General features: G+C 68.9%; 2 protein-coding genes. Both read left to right on the top strand.

Annotated elements, in window-relative coordinates; genetic code table 11:
- Positions 1-6,855, top strand: a complete 6,855-nt coding sequence (locus LZC95_19205; protein WXA98937.1) for an SDR family NAD(P)-dependent oxidoreductase — start codon at positions 1-3, stop codon at positions 6,853-6,855.
- Positions 6,852-16,592 carry a type I polyketide synthase gene (locus LZC95_19200; protein WXA98936.1) on the top strand — a complete coding sequence of 3,247 codons (9,741 nt, stop codon included), beginning with the start codon at positions 6,852-6,854 and terminating at the stop codon, positions 16,590-16,592. Before LZC95_19205 ends, LZC95_19200 begins: the two co-directional genes overlap by 4 nt.
- Position 16,593 lies beyond the last annotated feature (1 nt).

The raw sequence follows: 16,593 nt of genomic DNA, 5'->3' as shown, positions 1-16,593 counted from the left end.
ATGAATTTACGCACCACTGCTGCAAGCTATTCGGCGATTGCGGACCGCTACGACGATGAATCGAACGAAACCTCATTTTGGGGCGAGCTGGCCCGCGAGGCCTACGAAAACATCGTCATTTCCCCGAAGCATCGGCTCGTCGTCGACGTGGGGTGCGGAACGGGGCTGGCACTCGAGCATCTTCGCGGCCGCGCCCCGGAATCGACGCGGTTCGTGGGAATCGAGCCCGCCGAGCAGATGCGACAGCTCGCAAAAGAGCGCATGGGAAAGCGCCGGGGCGAAAGCCATGTGGAGATCTACGATGGACGATTCGAGGAGCTTCCCCTGCCCGATGCTTCCGTCGACTACCTCTACAGCATTTGGGCCTTTCATTGGGTGAGCGATCCCCGGCGCGCCGCCGTCGAGCTTCGCCGCGTGTTGAAGAAGGATGCGGACATCGACCTGTGGTTCGTGGGCATGAACACGGGGCGCGAGTTTGCGCAAATAACAGGAGAAATCCTGCGCAAATACGTCGATTTGGAGGCGCGCGTCCGGGCCGCGTCCATGATGGCTTCGTTCGATCGGGACCTCGTGCTCGATCTGTTTTCCTTTCTCGATCCGAGAGGTCTTTCCGTCACGGAGGAGACGGCTACGCACCACGATACGCTCGAGCGCCATTGGGCGTGGCAGGTGCGGTCGGAGACCTTCTACTCGTCCATTCCGGCCTCGGCGCGGGACCGATTCGACGCCGAATGGCGTGGAGCCCTCTCCGAACTCGCGGGTGATCGCGGCATTCCGTATACGCGGCACAGCTTTCACGTGCGGTATCGGCACCCGGATCGTGCCATTCTAGCCATGCCCGCATGGTTCGATGCGGCGCAGGAGGCGCGCACGCAACAGGCCCCGCGTCCGGCGTTCCTCTGTGCGCTGGCCGCTGGATCCGACGAGGATCTTCGCGCCGGTGCCGCGCAATTGAGGCGGGATCTCGAGCGCGAACGGGCGCCTCTCGGCGATGTTCGCGCGGTGGTGACCGGCTCGAGCTCGCATCGCGCGGCCGTCGCATTTCGCGATGCGGGCGGCCTGGCGCAGGGCCTCGATAGCATCGCGCGGGACCGCGTCCCGCCGCTCGGCGCGCGCGGCGTGGTCAAAAGCCCGCCCGCGGTGGCGTTTCTGTTCAGCGGCCAAGGGTCCGAGCTGGGCGGCTCCGGTCGCGAGCTTTTCGAGACCTGCCCCACCTTCCGCGCGGGCATCGAAGCCTGCGCGCGGCACGCCGATGGGTGGCTCGGGATCTCCCTCGTCGACGTTTTGTTCCGGGATTCGACGCGTCTTGCCGAGGACACCGTCGACAAAGTGGCGCTTTTTGCCCTGCAGTATGCGCTCGCCCATCTGTGGCGTTCGTGGGGCGTGCAGCCGAACGTCGTCGTCGGCCACAGTCTGGGAGAGTACGCGGCCGCGTGCGTGGCCGGCGTTTTCTCGCTCGAGGATGCACTTCGCATGGTCGTCGGCCGCGGGCGGATCATGCAGGAGCATGCGGGCTCGGGGGCGATGTGCGCCGTCCAAGCCAGCGCCGAGCGGATCGGGCCCTATCTGCAGCGCCATGCCGGAAAGATCGTGATTTCGGCGTTCAACGCGCCGGAGAGCCTCGTTCTTTCCGGGGAGAGCTGTGCGCTGGAGAGCCTTGCGCGCGAGCTCGCGGCCGACGGCGTGAAAACGACGCCGCTTCGCACGGCACACGCCTTTCACTCGCCGCTGATGGCTGCGGCCGCCGATCCGCTTCTCCGCACGTGCGACGCGACGGCGCATGCGCCCCCGCGAATGGCCTTCGTCAGCACGGTCGATGGCGGGAAAGAGCTCTCGATGCTGCCGCCCGAATATTGGGTGCGTCACATGCTGGAGCCGGTCCGGTTCATGGCCGCCGTCGAGGCCCTCGACCGGCGTGGCGTCTCGGCCTACGTGGAGATCGGTCCCGGCGCGACCCTGACCAACCTGGTCGCGCAACGCCTGGGCGAGCGCGGAGCGGTTTGCCTTCCGTCCCTGAATGGAAAAGAGGACGAGCCATGGTCGCGTCTGCTGTCCGGCCTGGGAACCTTGTATGCACAAGGTGTTGACGTCAATTGGGACGGATTTTCCGTTGGCACCGCACCTCGAACCGTGCAGCGCACGCAGCCGGCGCCGGACGGGGCGGCCGTGGATTCTCCCTGGCTGCGTCGCCTCTCGGCGGCGAGCCCCGGCGACCGCTTGCAGGTGGCGCGCCGCTTGGTCCGCGAAGAAGTCGAGTCCTTGCTCGGGGGCGCCGTAGACGAGACGCGCGCCGAACGCACGGGACTGATGGAACTGGGGCTGCGTTCGGTGCAATTGGTCGCCTTGGCCCGGCGGCTCTCCGAGCGTCTCGACCAGCGCGTGTCGGAGATGGTCGCCTTTTCGCGGCCCAACCTCGACGGGCTCGCGCGGTTCGTTCTCGAGTCGCTCGGGCTGCAGGAGGACACGCGTCCAGCTCCGACGGTTGCGCGCGAGACCACCGAGGACGACCCCATTGCGATCATCGGTGCGGGTTGCCGGCTGCCGGGCGGCGTCACCGATCTGGCCGGCCTTTGGAGCCTCCTCGAGGAGGGCCGCAGCACCGAGCGGGATTTGCCGGTAAACCGTCTCGAGCTCGCGGGGCGGGCCTCGCTGCTCGACGAGGTCGCCGACTTCGACGCGGATTTTTTCGGCATCTCGCCCCGTGAGGCGATGCGGATCGACCCCGTGCATCGCCTCCTGCTGGAGGTGTGCTGGGAGGCCCTCGAGAACGCCGCCATCGTTCCGGCAAGCCTCGCCGGAACGCAGACGGGGCTCTTCGTTGGAATTGGACCATCCGAGTACACGGCGGCCCAGCCACAAGCCACGCCGTCGATGCGCGCCGATGCCCATGCGGGATTGGGAACGGCGCCCAGCATCGGTGTGGGCCGGGTGTCGTACCTGCTCGGGCTGCAGGGTCCCTGTTTGGCGGTGGACACCGCCTGTTCGTCGTCGCTCGTGGCGCTTCATCTCGCTTGCCAGAGTCTGCGCTCGGGCGAGTCACGCATGGCGCTCGCGGGCGGCGTGTCGCTGCTGCTGTCGCCGGGCACGTTCACCTGGCTGGAGAGCAGCAATGCGCTGGCAGAGGACGGACGCTGCAAGACCTTCTCGGCCGATGCGGACGGCTATGGACGCGGCGAAGGGTGCGGCGTCGTCGTTCTCAAGCGGCTCCGTGAGGCGCAGGCGGACGGCGATCGGGTGCTCGCGCTGGTGCGAGGGTCGGCCATCAACCACGACGGTGCGAGCAGCAGCTTGACGGCGCCGAACGGCAGCGCCCAGCAAGCACTGCTGGCACGGGCGCTCGAAGATGCCCGGTGCGCGGCATCGTCCGTCGGGTACGTCGAAGCCCACGGCACGGGCACACCGCTCGGGGATCCCATCGAGGTGGAGGCGTTGGATGCCGTGTACGGCCGGGCGCGCGACCGCGGTGCGCCGGCGCTTTTGGGATCGGTGAAGACGAACATCGGGCACCTCGAATATGCCGCGGGCGTGGCCGGGCTCCTGAAGGCCGTGCTGTCCCTGCAGCACGGGCGCGTTCCCGCCCATCTCCACGCGGAGCGATTGAGCCCCCACATTGCCTGGGACGACGTCGGTCTGGCCGTGGCACGTGAGGCGACGCCGTGGCCGGACTGGAACACTCCGCGCCGCGCGGGCGTGTCGTCGTTCGGGCTTTCGGGCACGAACGCCCACGTCATCGTCGAGGAAGCCCCCGCGCCCGCGGCCCCGCCCCTGTCGGCGTCGATGCCCCTGCCCGTACTCCTCTCGGCGAAAACCGAGGCGGCGCTGCGCGCGCAGGCGGCGCGGTTGCACGCGCACCTCGAAGCTCGGCCCGAGCTCGCGCTCGCGGATGTCGCGTATTCCCTCGCCACGGCGCGCTCGCATTTCGAGCATCGCGCGGCGCTCGTGGCCGGCGAACGCACGGCGCTGCTGCAGGAGCTGGCGACGCTGGCGCGCGGTGAGCCCTCCCCGCGTGCCGTCGTGCACCGAAGCTCGGGTGATGGCAAGGTCGTGTTCGTCTTTCCAGGGCAAGGCTCGCAATGGCGCGGGATGGCGCTCGGGCTGCTCGAGGGCTCCGCCGTATTTCGCGAGCAGATCGCGGCCTGCGAGCGCGCGTTCGCGTCCCACGTCGATTGGTCACTGCTCGATGTGCTGCACGATCGGGAGGGCGCTCCCTCGCTCGAACGCGTCGATGTGGTGCAGCCGGCGCTCTTTGCGGTCATGGTCTCCCTGGCCGCGCTCTGGCGGGCCTCGGGTGTCGTCCCCGACGCGGTCGTCGGACATAGCCAGGGCGAGATTGCCGCGGCGTACGTCGCGGGCGCGCTATCCCTCGAGGACGCGGCCAAGGTGGTCACGTTGCGGAGCCGCGCGCTCACGCATCTCGCGGGCAAGGGCGCCATGGCGGCCGTGCAGCTCGGCGCCACGTCGCTGCAAGACTTTCTCGCGCCGTTCGGCGACCGGCTGGCGGTGGCGGCGATCAACAGCCCGAGTTCCACGCTGGTTTCGGGCGATCCCGATGCGGTGGAGGCATTGCTCGAGCGCCTCGCGGCGGCGCGGGTGTTCGCGCGCAGGGTGCGCGTGGACTATGCGTCCCACTGCGCGCACGTCGATGCCATCGAGGGCGTTCTCGCCTCCGAGCTGGCCGGGATCGCGCCACGGCCCGCCGAGATCCCGCTCTACTCCACCGTGACGGCGAGCCGGCTTTCGGGGTCCGAGCTCGATGCTGCGTATTGGTTCCGAAATCTCCGCCAAACGGTGCGGTTCGCCGAGGTCGTTCAACGGCACCTCGCACCCGAGGGGCACCGCTTCTTCGTGGAGGTGAGTCCGCATCCCGTGCTCACCGTGGCGCTGCACGAGTCGCTCGAGGAGCGCGAGGAGGGATGCGCCGTGCTCGGCTCGCTCCGTCGCGACGAAGGCGAGCTCGCGCGCTTTCTGCTCTCGTTCGCCGAATTGCACACGGCCGGGCGCCGTATCGATTGGCGAGCCTTCTTCGCACCGCATGCGCTCCGGCGCGTCGAGCTTCCAACCTACGCCTTCCAGCGTCGGCGATTTTGGCTCGGTGACGAGTCCGCGCCCCCGCTGCTCGCCGCCATCGATTGGGTGCCGGTGGAGCTGCCCGCCGCCTCCTCGGGGCCGTTGCCCGACGTGGTGCCCTTCGTCCACGATGGCTCGGGGCACGTCGTTTCCGCCGCCCACGAGGCCACCGCCCGGGCGCTCGCGCTTCTGCAATCCTGGCTCGCAGGCGACTCGGCCTCGCCCCTCGTCATCTCCACACGCGGCGCCGTCGCCACCCATCTCGATCGCGGCCTCGCCGATCTCGTTCACGCGCCCCTCTGGGGACTTGTCCGCTCCGCGCAGTCCGAGAATCCCGACCGCAGAATCCTCCTTCTCGATACCGACGACTCCGAGGCTTCCCGCCGCGCATTCCCCTCCGCCGTCGCGCTCGGCCTTCCCCAGTTGGTCCTTCGAAAGGGCGTCGCCTTCGTCCCCCGGCTCGCCCGGGTCGAGAGCACGTCGGCCATGCCAACGCGCTTCGAGGGCACGGTGCTCATCACCGGCGGCACCGGGACCTTGGGCGCGCTTCTCGCGCGGCATCTCGTGCGCGTTCACGGCGTCCGCCATCTGCTCCTCGCCTCCCGGCGCGGGCTCGAAGCCGATGGTGCCGAGGCCCTGCGCCGCGAGCTCGAGGAGCTCGGCGCCCACGTATCCATCGTCGCCTGCGATGCCTCCGAGCGCGCCTCCCTCGAGCACCTCTTTTCCTCCGCGGCGACGGCCGAGCACCCCCTTCGAGCCGTCATCCATACCGCCGGCACCCTCGACGATGGGCTGCTCACCTCCCTGACCCCCGAGCGCCTTCACTCCGTTCTGCGCGCCAAGCTCGATGCCGCCGTGCACCTGCACGAGCTCACCCGCTCACTCGATCTTTCCGCCTTCATCCTCTTTTCTTCGCTCTCCGGTGTGCTCGGCGGGCCTGGGCAGGCCAACTATGCCGCGGCCAACGCCTTCCTCGATGCGCTCGCCCACCATCGCATCGCCCAAGGTCTGCCCGCCCTCTCCATCGACTGGGGCTTCTGGGCCGACCGCAGCGGCATGACCGCACACCTCGATCCGCGCGATCTGCAGCGCATGGCTCGCAGCGGGCTGCGCCCCCTCTCCGCCGACGAAGGCCTCGCCCTCTTCGATGCCGCACTCGCCCGGCCTGAACCCGCGCTGGTGGCGGCGCGCCTCGATCTCGCCGCGCTCGATCGCGCGGAAGTCCGCCCCGCGGTGGCACGAGAGGCGCTCGCGCAACAGCTTCTCGCGCTGCCCGCGGAGGGGCGCGAGCGGGCCGTGCTCGACGTCGTCCGAGCCCAGATTGCCAGTGTCCTCGGCCTGCCCTCCGCGAACACGCTCGAGGCGCATCGGCCGCTGCAGGAGCTCGGGCTCGATTCGCTCATGGCGGTCGAGCTTCGCAACCGGATTTCGTCTGCAACCGGGTTGTCATTGCAGGTCACGTTGCTGTTCGCGCATCCAACGCCGCACGCGTTGGCGGCCGCCCTGACGGAAAAGCTGCTCGCGCACAATCAGCGCGCGGCCCCCCAAACGGCGGCGCATGGGCCGATCCTCGCCGAGTTGGACAAGTTGGAGGCGTCTTTGGCGGCACTGGACGGCGACGAGGCTGCCCGCGCGCAGGTCGTGCGGCGTTTGAAGACGTTGCTTGCGCGGGCCGCGGAACCCGTCGCGAACTCGGGGAATGCTGCGCCGGCGCTCGATCTCGATTCGGCGAGCGACGAAGAGCTTTTTGCATCTCTGGATCGAGGTTTCGGGGAGGTTCATCCATGAGCGACACGGAAGAGAAACTCCGCGCATACCTCAAACAGGCCGTGGGCGACCTTCGTGACGCGCACCAGCGCCTGCGCAGCGCCGAGGAGAAGTGGCACGATCCGATTGCCATCGTGGCCATGGGCTGCCGGTTCCCCGGTGGCGTGCGCTCGCCGGAGGACCTCTGGCAGCTCGTGTGCGAAGGTCGCGATGCCATTGCGGGCTTCCCGGAGAACCGGGGTTGGGATCTCGATGGACTTTACGATCCCAACCCGGAGGCCGCCGGCAAGACGTACGCACGCGAGGGCGGTTTTCTCTACGACGCCGACGAGTTCGATCCCGAGTTCTTCGGCATCAGCCCGCGCGAGGCGCTGGCCATCGATCCGCAGCACCGGCTCTTGCTCGAGACCACGTGGGAAACCTTGGAGCGGGCGGGCATCGATCCCACGGCGCTGCGCGGCACGGCAACCGGTGTCTTCGTCGGAGTCCTCGACAAGCATTACGGCGCGCGTCTGAGGCAAGTACCCGACGATCTCGAGGCCTACGTGGCCATCGACAACCTCGTGAGCCTCGCCTCCGGCCGGGTGGCGTACACGTTTGGGCTCGAAGGGCCGGCCGTCAGCATCGACACGGCGTGCAGTTCGTCGCTGGTGGCGATTCATCTCGCCTGCCAAGCGTTGCGCCAGGGAGATTGCTCGCTCGCACTCGCGGGCGGGGTCGGCGTGATGGCCACGCCCGATTGCTTCATCGCGTTCAGCCGGCAACGGGGCAATGCGCCCGATGGTCGTTGCAAAGCGTTCTCCAGCGAGGCCGACGGCGTCGGGTGGAGCGAGGGCGTGGGCCTGGTGCTTCTCGAGCGGCTCGCCGATGCGAAGCGCCATGGGCACCCCGTCCTCGCCATCCTGCGGGGTAGCGCGATCAATCAGGACGGCAAGAGCCAGGGAATGACCGCTCCCAACCAGCTGGCGCAGGAACGCGTCATTCTGCAGGCGCTCGAAAATGCGCGGCTCGCACCCGAGGACGTGGACGCCGTCGAGGCGCATGGCACCGGCACGACGTTGGGCGATCCCGTCGAGGCCCAGGCCATCGTGGCCACGTACGGCCGACCTCGGGGCAAGCCGCTCTGGCTCGGAAGCCTCAAGTCGAACATCGGGCACACGCAGGCGGCGGCAGGCGTCGCCGGCGTCATCAAGATGGTGCTCGCACTGCAGCATGGCCGCTTGCCGAAGACGTTGCATGCCGCCCATCCCTCGGCGCATGTCGATTGGTCGGCGGGCACGGTCCGCCTGCTGAACGAGGACGTGCCTTGGCCCGCGGGGGAGCGCAAACGGCGCGCGGGGGTTTCGTCCTTCGGGATCTCGGGCACGAATGCGCATGTCATTCTGGAGGAGGCGCTCCCCCACCCCGAGCCTCCCCCGGAAGCCGTAACGGCAGGACCGTGGCCGGTGCTTCTCTCGGCCAAGACGGAGCCTGCGCTGCGCGAGCAAGTTCTGCGGCTGCGCGAGCACCTTGCCGCCAATCCCGCGTTGGAGATCGCGGACGTGGCCCATTCGCTCGCGACGGCTCGCGCCCATTTGTCGGAGCGCGTCGCGCTCGTGGTGCGCGATCGGGACGCGTTGATGGAGGCGTTGGCGCGCTCGCCTCGCCCGCAGCGGAGCACGCCGGGCAAGCTCGCCTTGCTCTTCACAGGACAGGGCAGCCAGCGGCCCGGCATGGGACGCGCTCTTTACGATGCGTTCCCTGTTTTTCGCCAGGCGCTCGATGCCGCAGGGGCCCTTCTCGGCTTCGACCTCTTCGCAGGCTCCGATCTCGACCAAACACGTTTCACACAACCGGCCCTCTTCGCACTCGAGGTCGCCCTCTTTCGCCTCCTCGAATCCTGGGGCCTGCGTCCCGATCTGCTCCTCGGCCACTCCATCGGCGAGATCGTCGCCGCGCATATCTCCGGCATTCTCTCCCTCGAGGACGCCTGCTCCCTCGTGCGGGCTCGCGCTTCCTTCATGCATGCGCTCCCCGAGGGCGGCGCCATGCTCTCCGTCCAGGCCTCCGAACTCGAGCTCGTGCCCGTGCTCGAGTCCCTGCAACCTCGCGTCTCCATTGCCGCGCTCAATGCGCCTTCTTCCTCCGTCGTCAGCGGCGACGACGATGCCGTCCGACTCGTCGAGCAGCACTTCGTTGCGCTCGGGCGCAAGGTTTCCCGGCTTCGCGTCAGCCACGCCTTTCACTCTCACCGCATGCTCGGCATGCTCGAGGACTTCGCCCGCGTCACGCGCTCGCTCACCTATCACCCGCCGCGCATTCCCATCGTCTCCAACGTCACCGGAAAGCTGGCACTCGGCAACGAGTTGCGCTGTGCCGAGTACTGGGTCGAGCACGTCCGCGCGACGGTGCGCTTTCTCGATGGCGTGCACACCCTTCATGCCGAGGGCGCGCGCGTTTTTCTCGAGCTCGGACCTCACGCCGTGCTCTCGGCCCTCGCCGTCAATGCCCTGCCCGACGACGACTGTGTCGTTCTCCCCTCCCTGCGCAAGGGGCGCGACGACCTCGAGACCTTTCTCTCCGCCGCGGCAGGATTGCACACCGCGGGCGTGCATCTCGATTGGGCCGCCTTCTTTCAGCCCCACCATCCCCGCCGTGTCCAGCTTCCCACCTACCCTTTCCAGCGCCAGCGCTTTTGGCTCGAGGCCGGTGAGACGCCCACCGACTCGTGGTGCTACCGCGTCGTTTGGAAACCGCTGGCCGGCTCGGCCCGTAAGCCAATGCCGGAAGGCACATGGTTGCTCATCGTGCCGGAGCGGTATGCCGAGGAGCCTTGGACCCTTGCCCTGATCCGTGCCCTCGAGGCGCGCGGAGGGCGCGTGGCCGTGGTGCGTGCGGCCGTCGCCGATCGCGCGCAGCTCTCCGCGCAGGTGCGTGAAGCGTTGGGCGAAGGCGAACGCGTGCGCGCCGTTCTCTCCTTTGCGGCGCTCGATGAGCGGCCGCTGCCCGAGCACCCGAGCGTTCCGATCGGCCTTGGGTTGACCCTTGCGCTGGTGCAAGCGCTCGGCGATGCCGGCATCGAGGCACCGCTGTGGCTCGTCACGCAAGGTGCCGTCTCGGTGGGGGGCTCGGACCGGCTGACGCACCCGCTCCAGGCGATGACCTGGGGCATGGGGCGCGTCGTGGGCCTGGAGCATCCGGAGCGCTGGGGTGGGCTCGTCGATTTGCATGATTTGGCCGATGCGCCTTCCCTCGCGGCCCTCGATGCGCGCGGGGAGGATCAGCTCGCGCTCCGGCCGGCGGGGTGGTTCGTCCGCCGCCTCGTGCGGGTGGCAGCCCCGGGAGGTCCGGCGTTCGAGCCACGTGGAACGGTTCTCGTGACCGGTGGAACGGGCGCCCTCGGTGCCCACGTTGCAAGGTGGCTCGCTCGGCACGGTGCCGAGCACCTCGTGTTGACCAGCCGCCGCGGGGCCGATGCGCCGGGGGCCGATGCGCTTCGGGCCGAGCTGTCGGCGGCGGGCGCACGCGTGACCTTCGCGGCCTGCGATACCGCCGATCGCGCGGGCATCGGGGCGCTCCTTCGCGATCTCGATGCGCAGGGAACGCCGGTGCGGGCCGTCGTGCATGCCGCAGGCGTCACGCAGCAAACGGCGCTGGAGGCGACGACGCTCTCCGAGCTCGCGCACGTTCTCTCGGGCAAGGCCGGGGGCGCGCAGCACTTGCACGAGCTGCTCGCGAATCGGCCGCTCGACGCATTCGTCTCGTTTTCGTCGATTGCGGCAACCTGGGGCAGCGGACGTCAAGGTGCCTACGGTGCTGCCAATGCCTTTCTCGATGCGCTGGCCGAGCAGCGACGGCAGCTCGGCCTTGCCGCAACGTCGGTGGCGTGGGGGGCATGGGCTGGCGGGGGCATGCTCACCGAGGATGCCGATGCACTGCTGCAAAGCCGTGGGATCATGCCCATGGCGCCGGCGCGCGCCGTGGCAACGCTCTTTCGCGTCGTCGAGGAAGCGAATGCCACGCTCACCGTGGCCGACGTCGATTGGTCTCGTTTTGCGCCTGCCTTCGCCGCCGCGCGGGCGCGGCCCCTTCTCGACTCGATCGCCGATGCTCAGCGCGCGCTTCGACCCGAGCCGGCTCCGTCACGGATGGACGAAGGTGCGCTCGCGGCGAAGCTTCGCCCCCTGCCAACGGAGGAGCGCCTGCGCCATCTGCTCGCGCTCGTTCTCGGCGAGACCGCGGCGGTGCTGGGCCATGCCGATCCGTCGAGCATCGATCCGCATCGAGGATTCTTCGACTCGGGGCTCGATTCGCTCATGGCCGTCGAGCTTCGAAGCCGCATTCGCCGAGCAAGCGGCATCGACGTGCCGTCGACCCTCGCGTTCGATCATCCTTCACCGCGTCACGTCGCGGCATTTTTGGACGAGGCAATGGGCCACGCGCCCGACGAGCCCGATGCACCCGCGGTCGCCGAGACGCCGGCCGAGAACGACCCCATCGCCATCGTGGGCATGGCGCTTCGCCTTCCCGCCCGCATCGACGATGCGGACCGTTTCTGGCGCTTTCTCGAGGAAGGACGCGATGCCGTCGCGCCCATTTCCCACGATCGCTGGAACGCCGAAGCCGTCTACGATCCGGATCCCGAGGCCGCGAGCAAGAGCTACGTACGCGAAGCGGCGTTGATGGATCGCGTCGATCTTTTCGACGCGGCGTTCTTCGGCATCAGCCCGCGCGAGGCCAAGCACGTCGACCCGCAGCACCGCCTTTTGCTCGAGACGAGCTGGAAGGCCTTCGAAGAGGCGGGCATCGTGCCCGGATCGCTCGAAGATTCGCAAACGGGCGTCTTCGTCGGCGTGGGGCCGAGCGATTACACGACGCTCCGAACGGAGAGCGAAGCGTACGCGCTGCAGGGAACCCATGGCGCGTTCGCCGCGGGGCGGCTCGCGTTCACCTTGGGGCTTCAGGGACCCGCGCTCTCGATCGACACGGCGTGCTCTTCGTCGCTCGTCGCCTTGCACCTTGCCTGCCAGTCGCTCCGCTGTGGGGAGTGCGATCTCGCGTTGGCGGCGGGGGCCAACGTCATGACGTCGCCCGATCCGTTCGTGCTGCTTTCGCGCACGCGGGCGTTGGCACCCGATGGTCGTTCGAAGACGTTTTCTGCGCATGCCGATGGCTACGGGCGCGGCGAGGGGGTCGTCGTTCTGGTGCTCGAAAGGCTGCGCGATGCACGGGCGCACGCGCGCACGGTTCTCGCCGTCGTTCGAGGAAGTGCCGTGAACCACGACGGGGCTTCGAGCGGCATCACGGTGCCGAATGGCTCCTCGCAGCGGAAGGTCCTGCGCGCCGCGTTGCGCGATGCCCGCCTCGAGGCAAGCCTCGTCGATGCCGTGGAGTGCCACGGTACGGGAACGTCGCTGGGCGATCCCATCGAGATCCAAGCGCTGGGCTCCGTCTACGGCGAAGGGCGAAGCGCCGATCGGCCGCTGCTCGTGGGCGCCGTCAAGACGAACATCGGCCACCTGGAGGCGGCCGCCGGTCTTGCGAGCGTCGCCAAGATCGTACTCGCCATGGCGCGGGAGGCGCTGCCGGCGACGATTCACTCGACGCCGCGCAATCCACACGTGGATTGGAGTGCGCTTCCCCTTCGCATCGTCGACACGTGCATGCCATGGCCGCGCCGTCCCGATGGGGCACCGCGGCGCGCAGGCGTCTCCGCCTTTGGGTTCTCGGGGACCAACGCGCACGTCATTTTGGAGGAGGCGCCTCCCCACCCTAGCCTTGGCCCCGAGGCGGAGGGGGTCGTAACGGCAGGGCCATGGCCGGTGCTTCTCTCGGCCAAGACGGAGCCTGCGCTGCGCGAGCAAATTCAGCGGCTGCGCGAGCACCTTGCCGCCAATCCCGCGTTGGCGATCGCGGACGTGGCCTACTCGCTGGCCACGAGCCGCACGCACTTCGAGCAACGCGCGGCCCTCGTGGTGCGCGATCGGGACGAGTTGATGGAGGCATTGGCGCGCTCGCCTCGCCCGCAACGGAGCACGCCGGGCAAGCTCGCCTTGCTCTTCACCGGGCAGGGCAGCCAGCGCCCTGGCATGGGACGCGCTCTTTACGATGCGTTCCCTGTTTTTCGCCAGGTGCTCGATGCCGCAGGGGCCCTTCTCGGCTTCGACCTCTTCGCAGGCGCGGATCTCGACCAAACGCGGTTCACACAGCCGGCCCTCTTCGCACTCGAGATCGCCCTCTTTCGCCTCCTCGAATCCTGGGGCCTGCGTCCCCATCTGCTCCTCGGCCACTCCATCGGCGAGATCGTCGCCGCGCACATCTCCGGCATTCTCTCCCTCGAGGACGCCTGTTCCCTCGTGCGGGCTCGCGCTTCCTTCATGCATGCGCTCCCCGAGGGCGGCGCCATGCTCTCCGTCCAGGCCTCCGAGCTCGAGCTCGTGCCCGTGCTCGAGTCCCTGCAACCTCGCGTCTCCATTGCCGCGCTCAATGCGCCTTCTTCCTCCGTCGTCAGCGGCGACGACGATGCCGTCCGCCTCGTCGAGCAGCACTTCGTTGCGCTCGGGCGCAAGGTTTCGCGCCTTCGCGTCAGCCACGCCTTTCACTCCCACCGCATGCTCGGCATGCTCGAGGACTTCGCCCGCGTCGCGCGCTCGCTCACCTATCACCCCCCGCGCATTCCCATCGTCTCCAACGTCACCGGAAAGCTGGCCCAGGGCGACGAGTTGCGCTGTGCCGAGTACTGGGTCGAGCACGTCCGCGCGACCGTGCGCTTTCTCGATGGCGTGCACACCCTTCACGCCGAGGGCGCGCGCGTTTTTCTCGAGCTCGGACCTCACGCCGTGCTCTCGGCCCTCGCCATCAACGCCCTGCCCGACGACGACTGTGTCGTTCTGCCCACCCTGCGCAAGGGGCGCGACGATCTCGAGACCTTTCTCTCCGCCGCGGCAGGATTGCACACCGCGGGCGTGCATCTCGATTGGGCCGCCTTCTTTCAGCCCCACCATCCCCGCCGCGTCCAGCTTCCCACCTACCCTTTCCAGCGCCAGCGCTTTTGGCTCGAGGGGGCGCGCCGTGCGACGCGGGCTTCGTTCCATCCGGTGCTCGACGAGCCGGTGGCGCTGGCCGGAAGCGATGCGGTCCTCTTCATGGGCCGGTGGTCGCTCGGCGAGCATCCCTGGCTTGCCGGCCATCGCGTCTTCGGCGCCGTCGTGCTGCCCGGCACGGCCTTTCTCGAGCTTGCGCTGGCGGCTGCCCATCGTCTGGGGCTCGCATCCGTCGAGGAGCTCACGTTGGAAGCGCCGCTCACGCTTTCGGGGACCGTGTTGCTGCAGGTGTCGGTGGGGGCGCCGGACGAACATGGTCGGCGGGCGCTGGCGCTGTTCGCGCGTCCCGAGGAGGCCGGCGATGATGCGTGGACGCGTCATGCTCGCGGTTCGCTCGGCGCCGCGGTGCCGCAGGCGAGTCCGCGCGATACCACGGCGTGGCCACCCGCGGACGCGACGCCGCTCGGCCTCGAGGGCTTCTACGAGCGCCTGGCGAACGCGGGGCTCGCCTACGGGCCCGAGTTCCAGGGGCTGCGCGCGGTCTGGGAACGTGGCGACGAGCTCTTTGCCGAGGCCGACCTGCCCGAAGGCGTCTCGCCCGAGCGGTTTGCACTGCATCCCGCCCTGCTCGATGCCGCGCTGCATGCGTTGGCCGCGAACGAGGACGCCCGCCTCGCATTGCCCTTCTCGTGGCAGAACGTCGCGTTGCGGGAGACCTCGGCGACGAGCCTGCGCGTGCACTTCGAGCGGCGCAACGAGAGCACCGTTTCGCTGAGCATCGCCGATGGCTCGGGCGATCAGGTGGCCCGGGTCGAGGGCCTCACCAGCCGCGCGATGGCCCCCGAGCAGATCCGCAGGGCGCATCGCGATGGGCTCTGGAGCGTCGCGTGGACGCCGCTGCACCTGGATGCGCGGGCTCCTGCGGGGCGATGGGCGCTGCTCGGACCGGAAACGGCGGGCTTGCCGCTGCCGCGTTACGCCGATCTGGAGAGCCTCGCACGCGATGGCTCCGCGCTGGACACGGTCGTCGCGCCGTTCCTCCCTCACGACAGCGCAAACGTCATTGCGGACGCGCACGATGCCGCCGTTCGCGCGCTGGCGCTGTTGCAAGCCTGGCTTGCCGACCCACGCCTCGCGTCCTCGCGGCTGATCGTCCTCGTCGGCGCCGATCTCGTGCACGCTCCCCTTTGGGGGCTCGTGCGCTCGGCGCAGCTCGAACATCCCGATGCGCCCATCGTCATCGCGGAAACGGATGGCACCGAGGCTTCCCGCGCGGCCCTTCCCTCCACGTTGCACGCGGCCACAGGGCATCCCGAGCCGCAGCTTGCCCTTCGCCATGGACGGCCTTTCGTGCCGAGGCTCGCCCGATCGGCCCAGGAGTCGCAGGCACCTCGGGAACTCGATCCGGAGGGCACGGTGCTGATCACCGGCGGGACCGGCACCTTGGGCGGCCTTCTCGCCGCACACTTGGTGCGCGCCCATGGCGTACGGCACCTGCTGCTCGTATCGCGGCGCGGGCGCGAGGCCCCAGGCGCCGCGGAGCTGGAGCGCAACCTCGCGGCGGCGGGGGCGCACGTCACGATGGCTGCGTGCGATGCGGCCGATCGCGCGGCGCTGGAAAAGCTTCTCGCATCGATTCCACCCGAGCGCCCGCTCACCGCCGTGATCCACGCCGCCGGCATCGTCGACGATGGCATCCTGGGATCGCTCACACCGGAGCGGCTGCGCGCGGTATTGCGCGCCAAGGTGGATGCCGCCGTGCACCTGCACGAGCTCACGCAGAACTGCGACGTGAGGGCCTTCGTGCTCTTCTCCTCGCTGGCCGGGATCCTGGGCGGTGCCGGTCAGGCCAGCTACGCCGCGGCGAACACCTTTCTCGATGCGCTGGCGCACCATCGCCGGGCGCGCGGGCTCGCCGGGCTGTCCCTGGATTGGAGCATCTGGGCCGAAAAGACCGGCATGACGTCGCACCTCACCGCGAGCGACCTGCAGCGGATGGCCCGCGGCGGCCTGCGTCCGCTGTCCACGGAGGAAGCGCTTTCGCTCTTCGATGCGGCCCTTGCCGGCGCGGAAAGCTCCGTCGTCGTGGCGCGCTTCGATCTCGCCACGCTGGGCCGCGAAGTCTCGCGGTCATCGCCATCGTTGAATCCATTGTTCCGCGGCCTCGTCCGTGTGGCTCCCAAGGCCTCGGCGCCGGCGTCCATCGCGCAACGGCTTGCCGGCCTCTCGCCCGAGGCCCGCGAGCGCGCGGTCCTCGATCTCGTGCGCACCGAGATTGCGGCCGTACTCGGCGTGACCAGCCCGAGCACGATCGAAGCCCATCGCCCGCTGCAGGAAATCGGACTCGACTCGCTCATGGCCGTCGACATCCGAAATCGGCTTTCGGCCGCGGCGGGCGTCTCGTTTCCATCGACGCTCGTTTTCGACCATCCCACCCCCAAGGCATTGTCGAATTTGGTGAATGCGCGAATCACGAATAGCGAATCCCATTCACGGAAATATGATATCCGTGACAAGATATCGACCATTCCGATCGAGCGCTTGCGTGAAGCGGGATTGCTCGATGCACTCATGCGCCTCGCCGACGAGGAGAGCACTACGAATCCCACGCCTTCGACGGATGCCGCGAATGCCGCGCCCTCCATCGATGCCATAGGCGCCATGAGCGCGAGCGACCTCGTCAAACTCGCACTCGAAGACACGGACCCATTTGGATCGGACACGGCCGCCGAGTGAT

This window comes from Sorangiineae bacterium MSr12523, from assembly GCA_037157775.1.
Taxonomy (GTDB): domain Bacteria; phylum Myxococcota_A; class Polyangia; order Polyangiales; family Polyangiaceae; genus Pendulispora; species Pendulispora brunnea.
The sequence above is the reverse complement of the archived record's forward strand: the minus strand, read 5'-3'. Positions and strand labels throughout refer to the sequence as shown.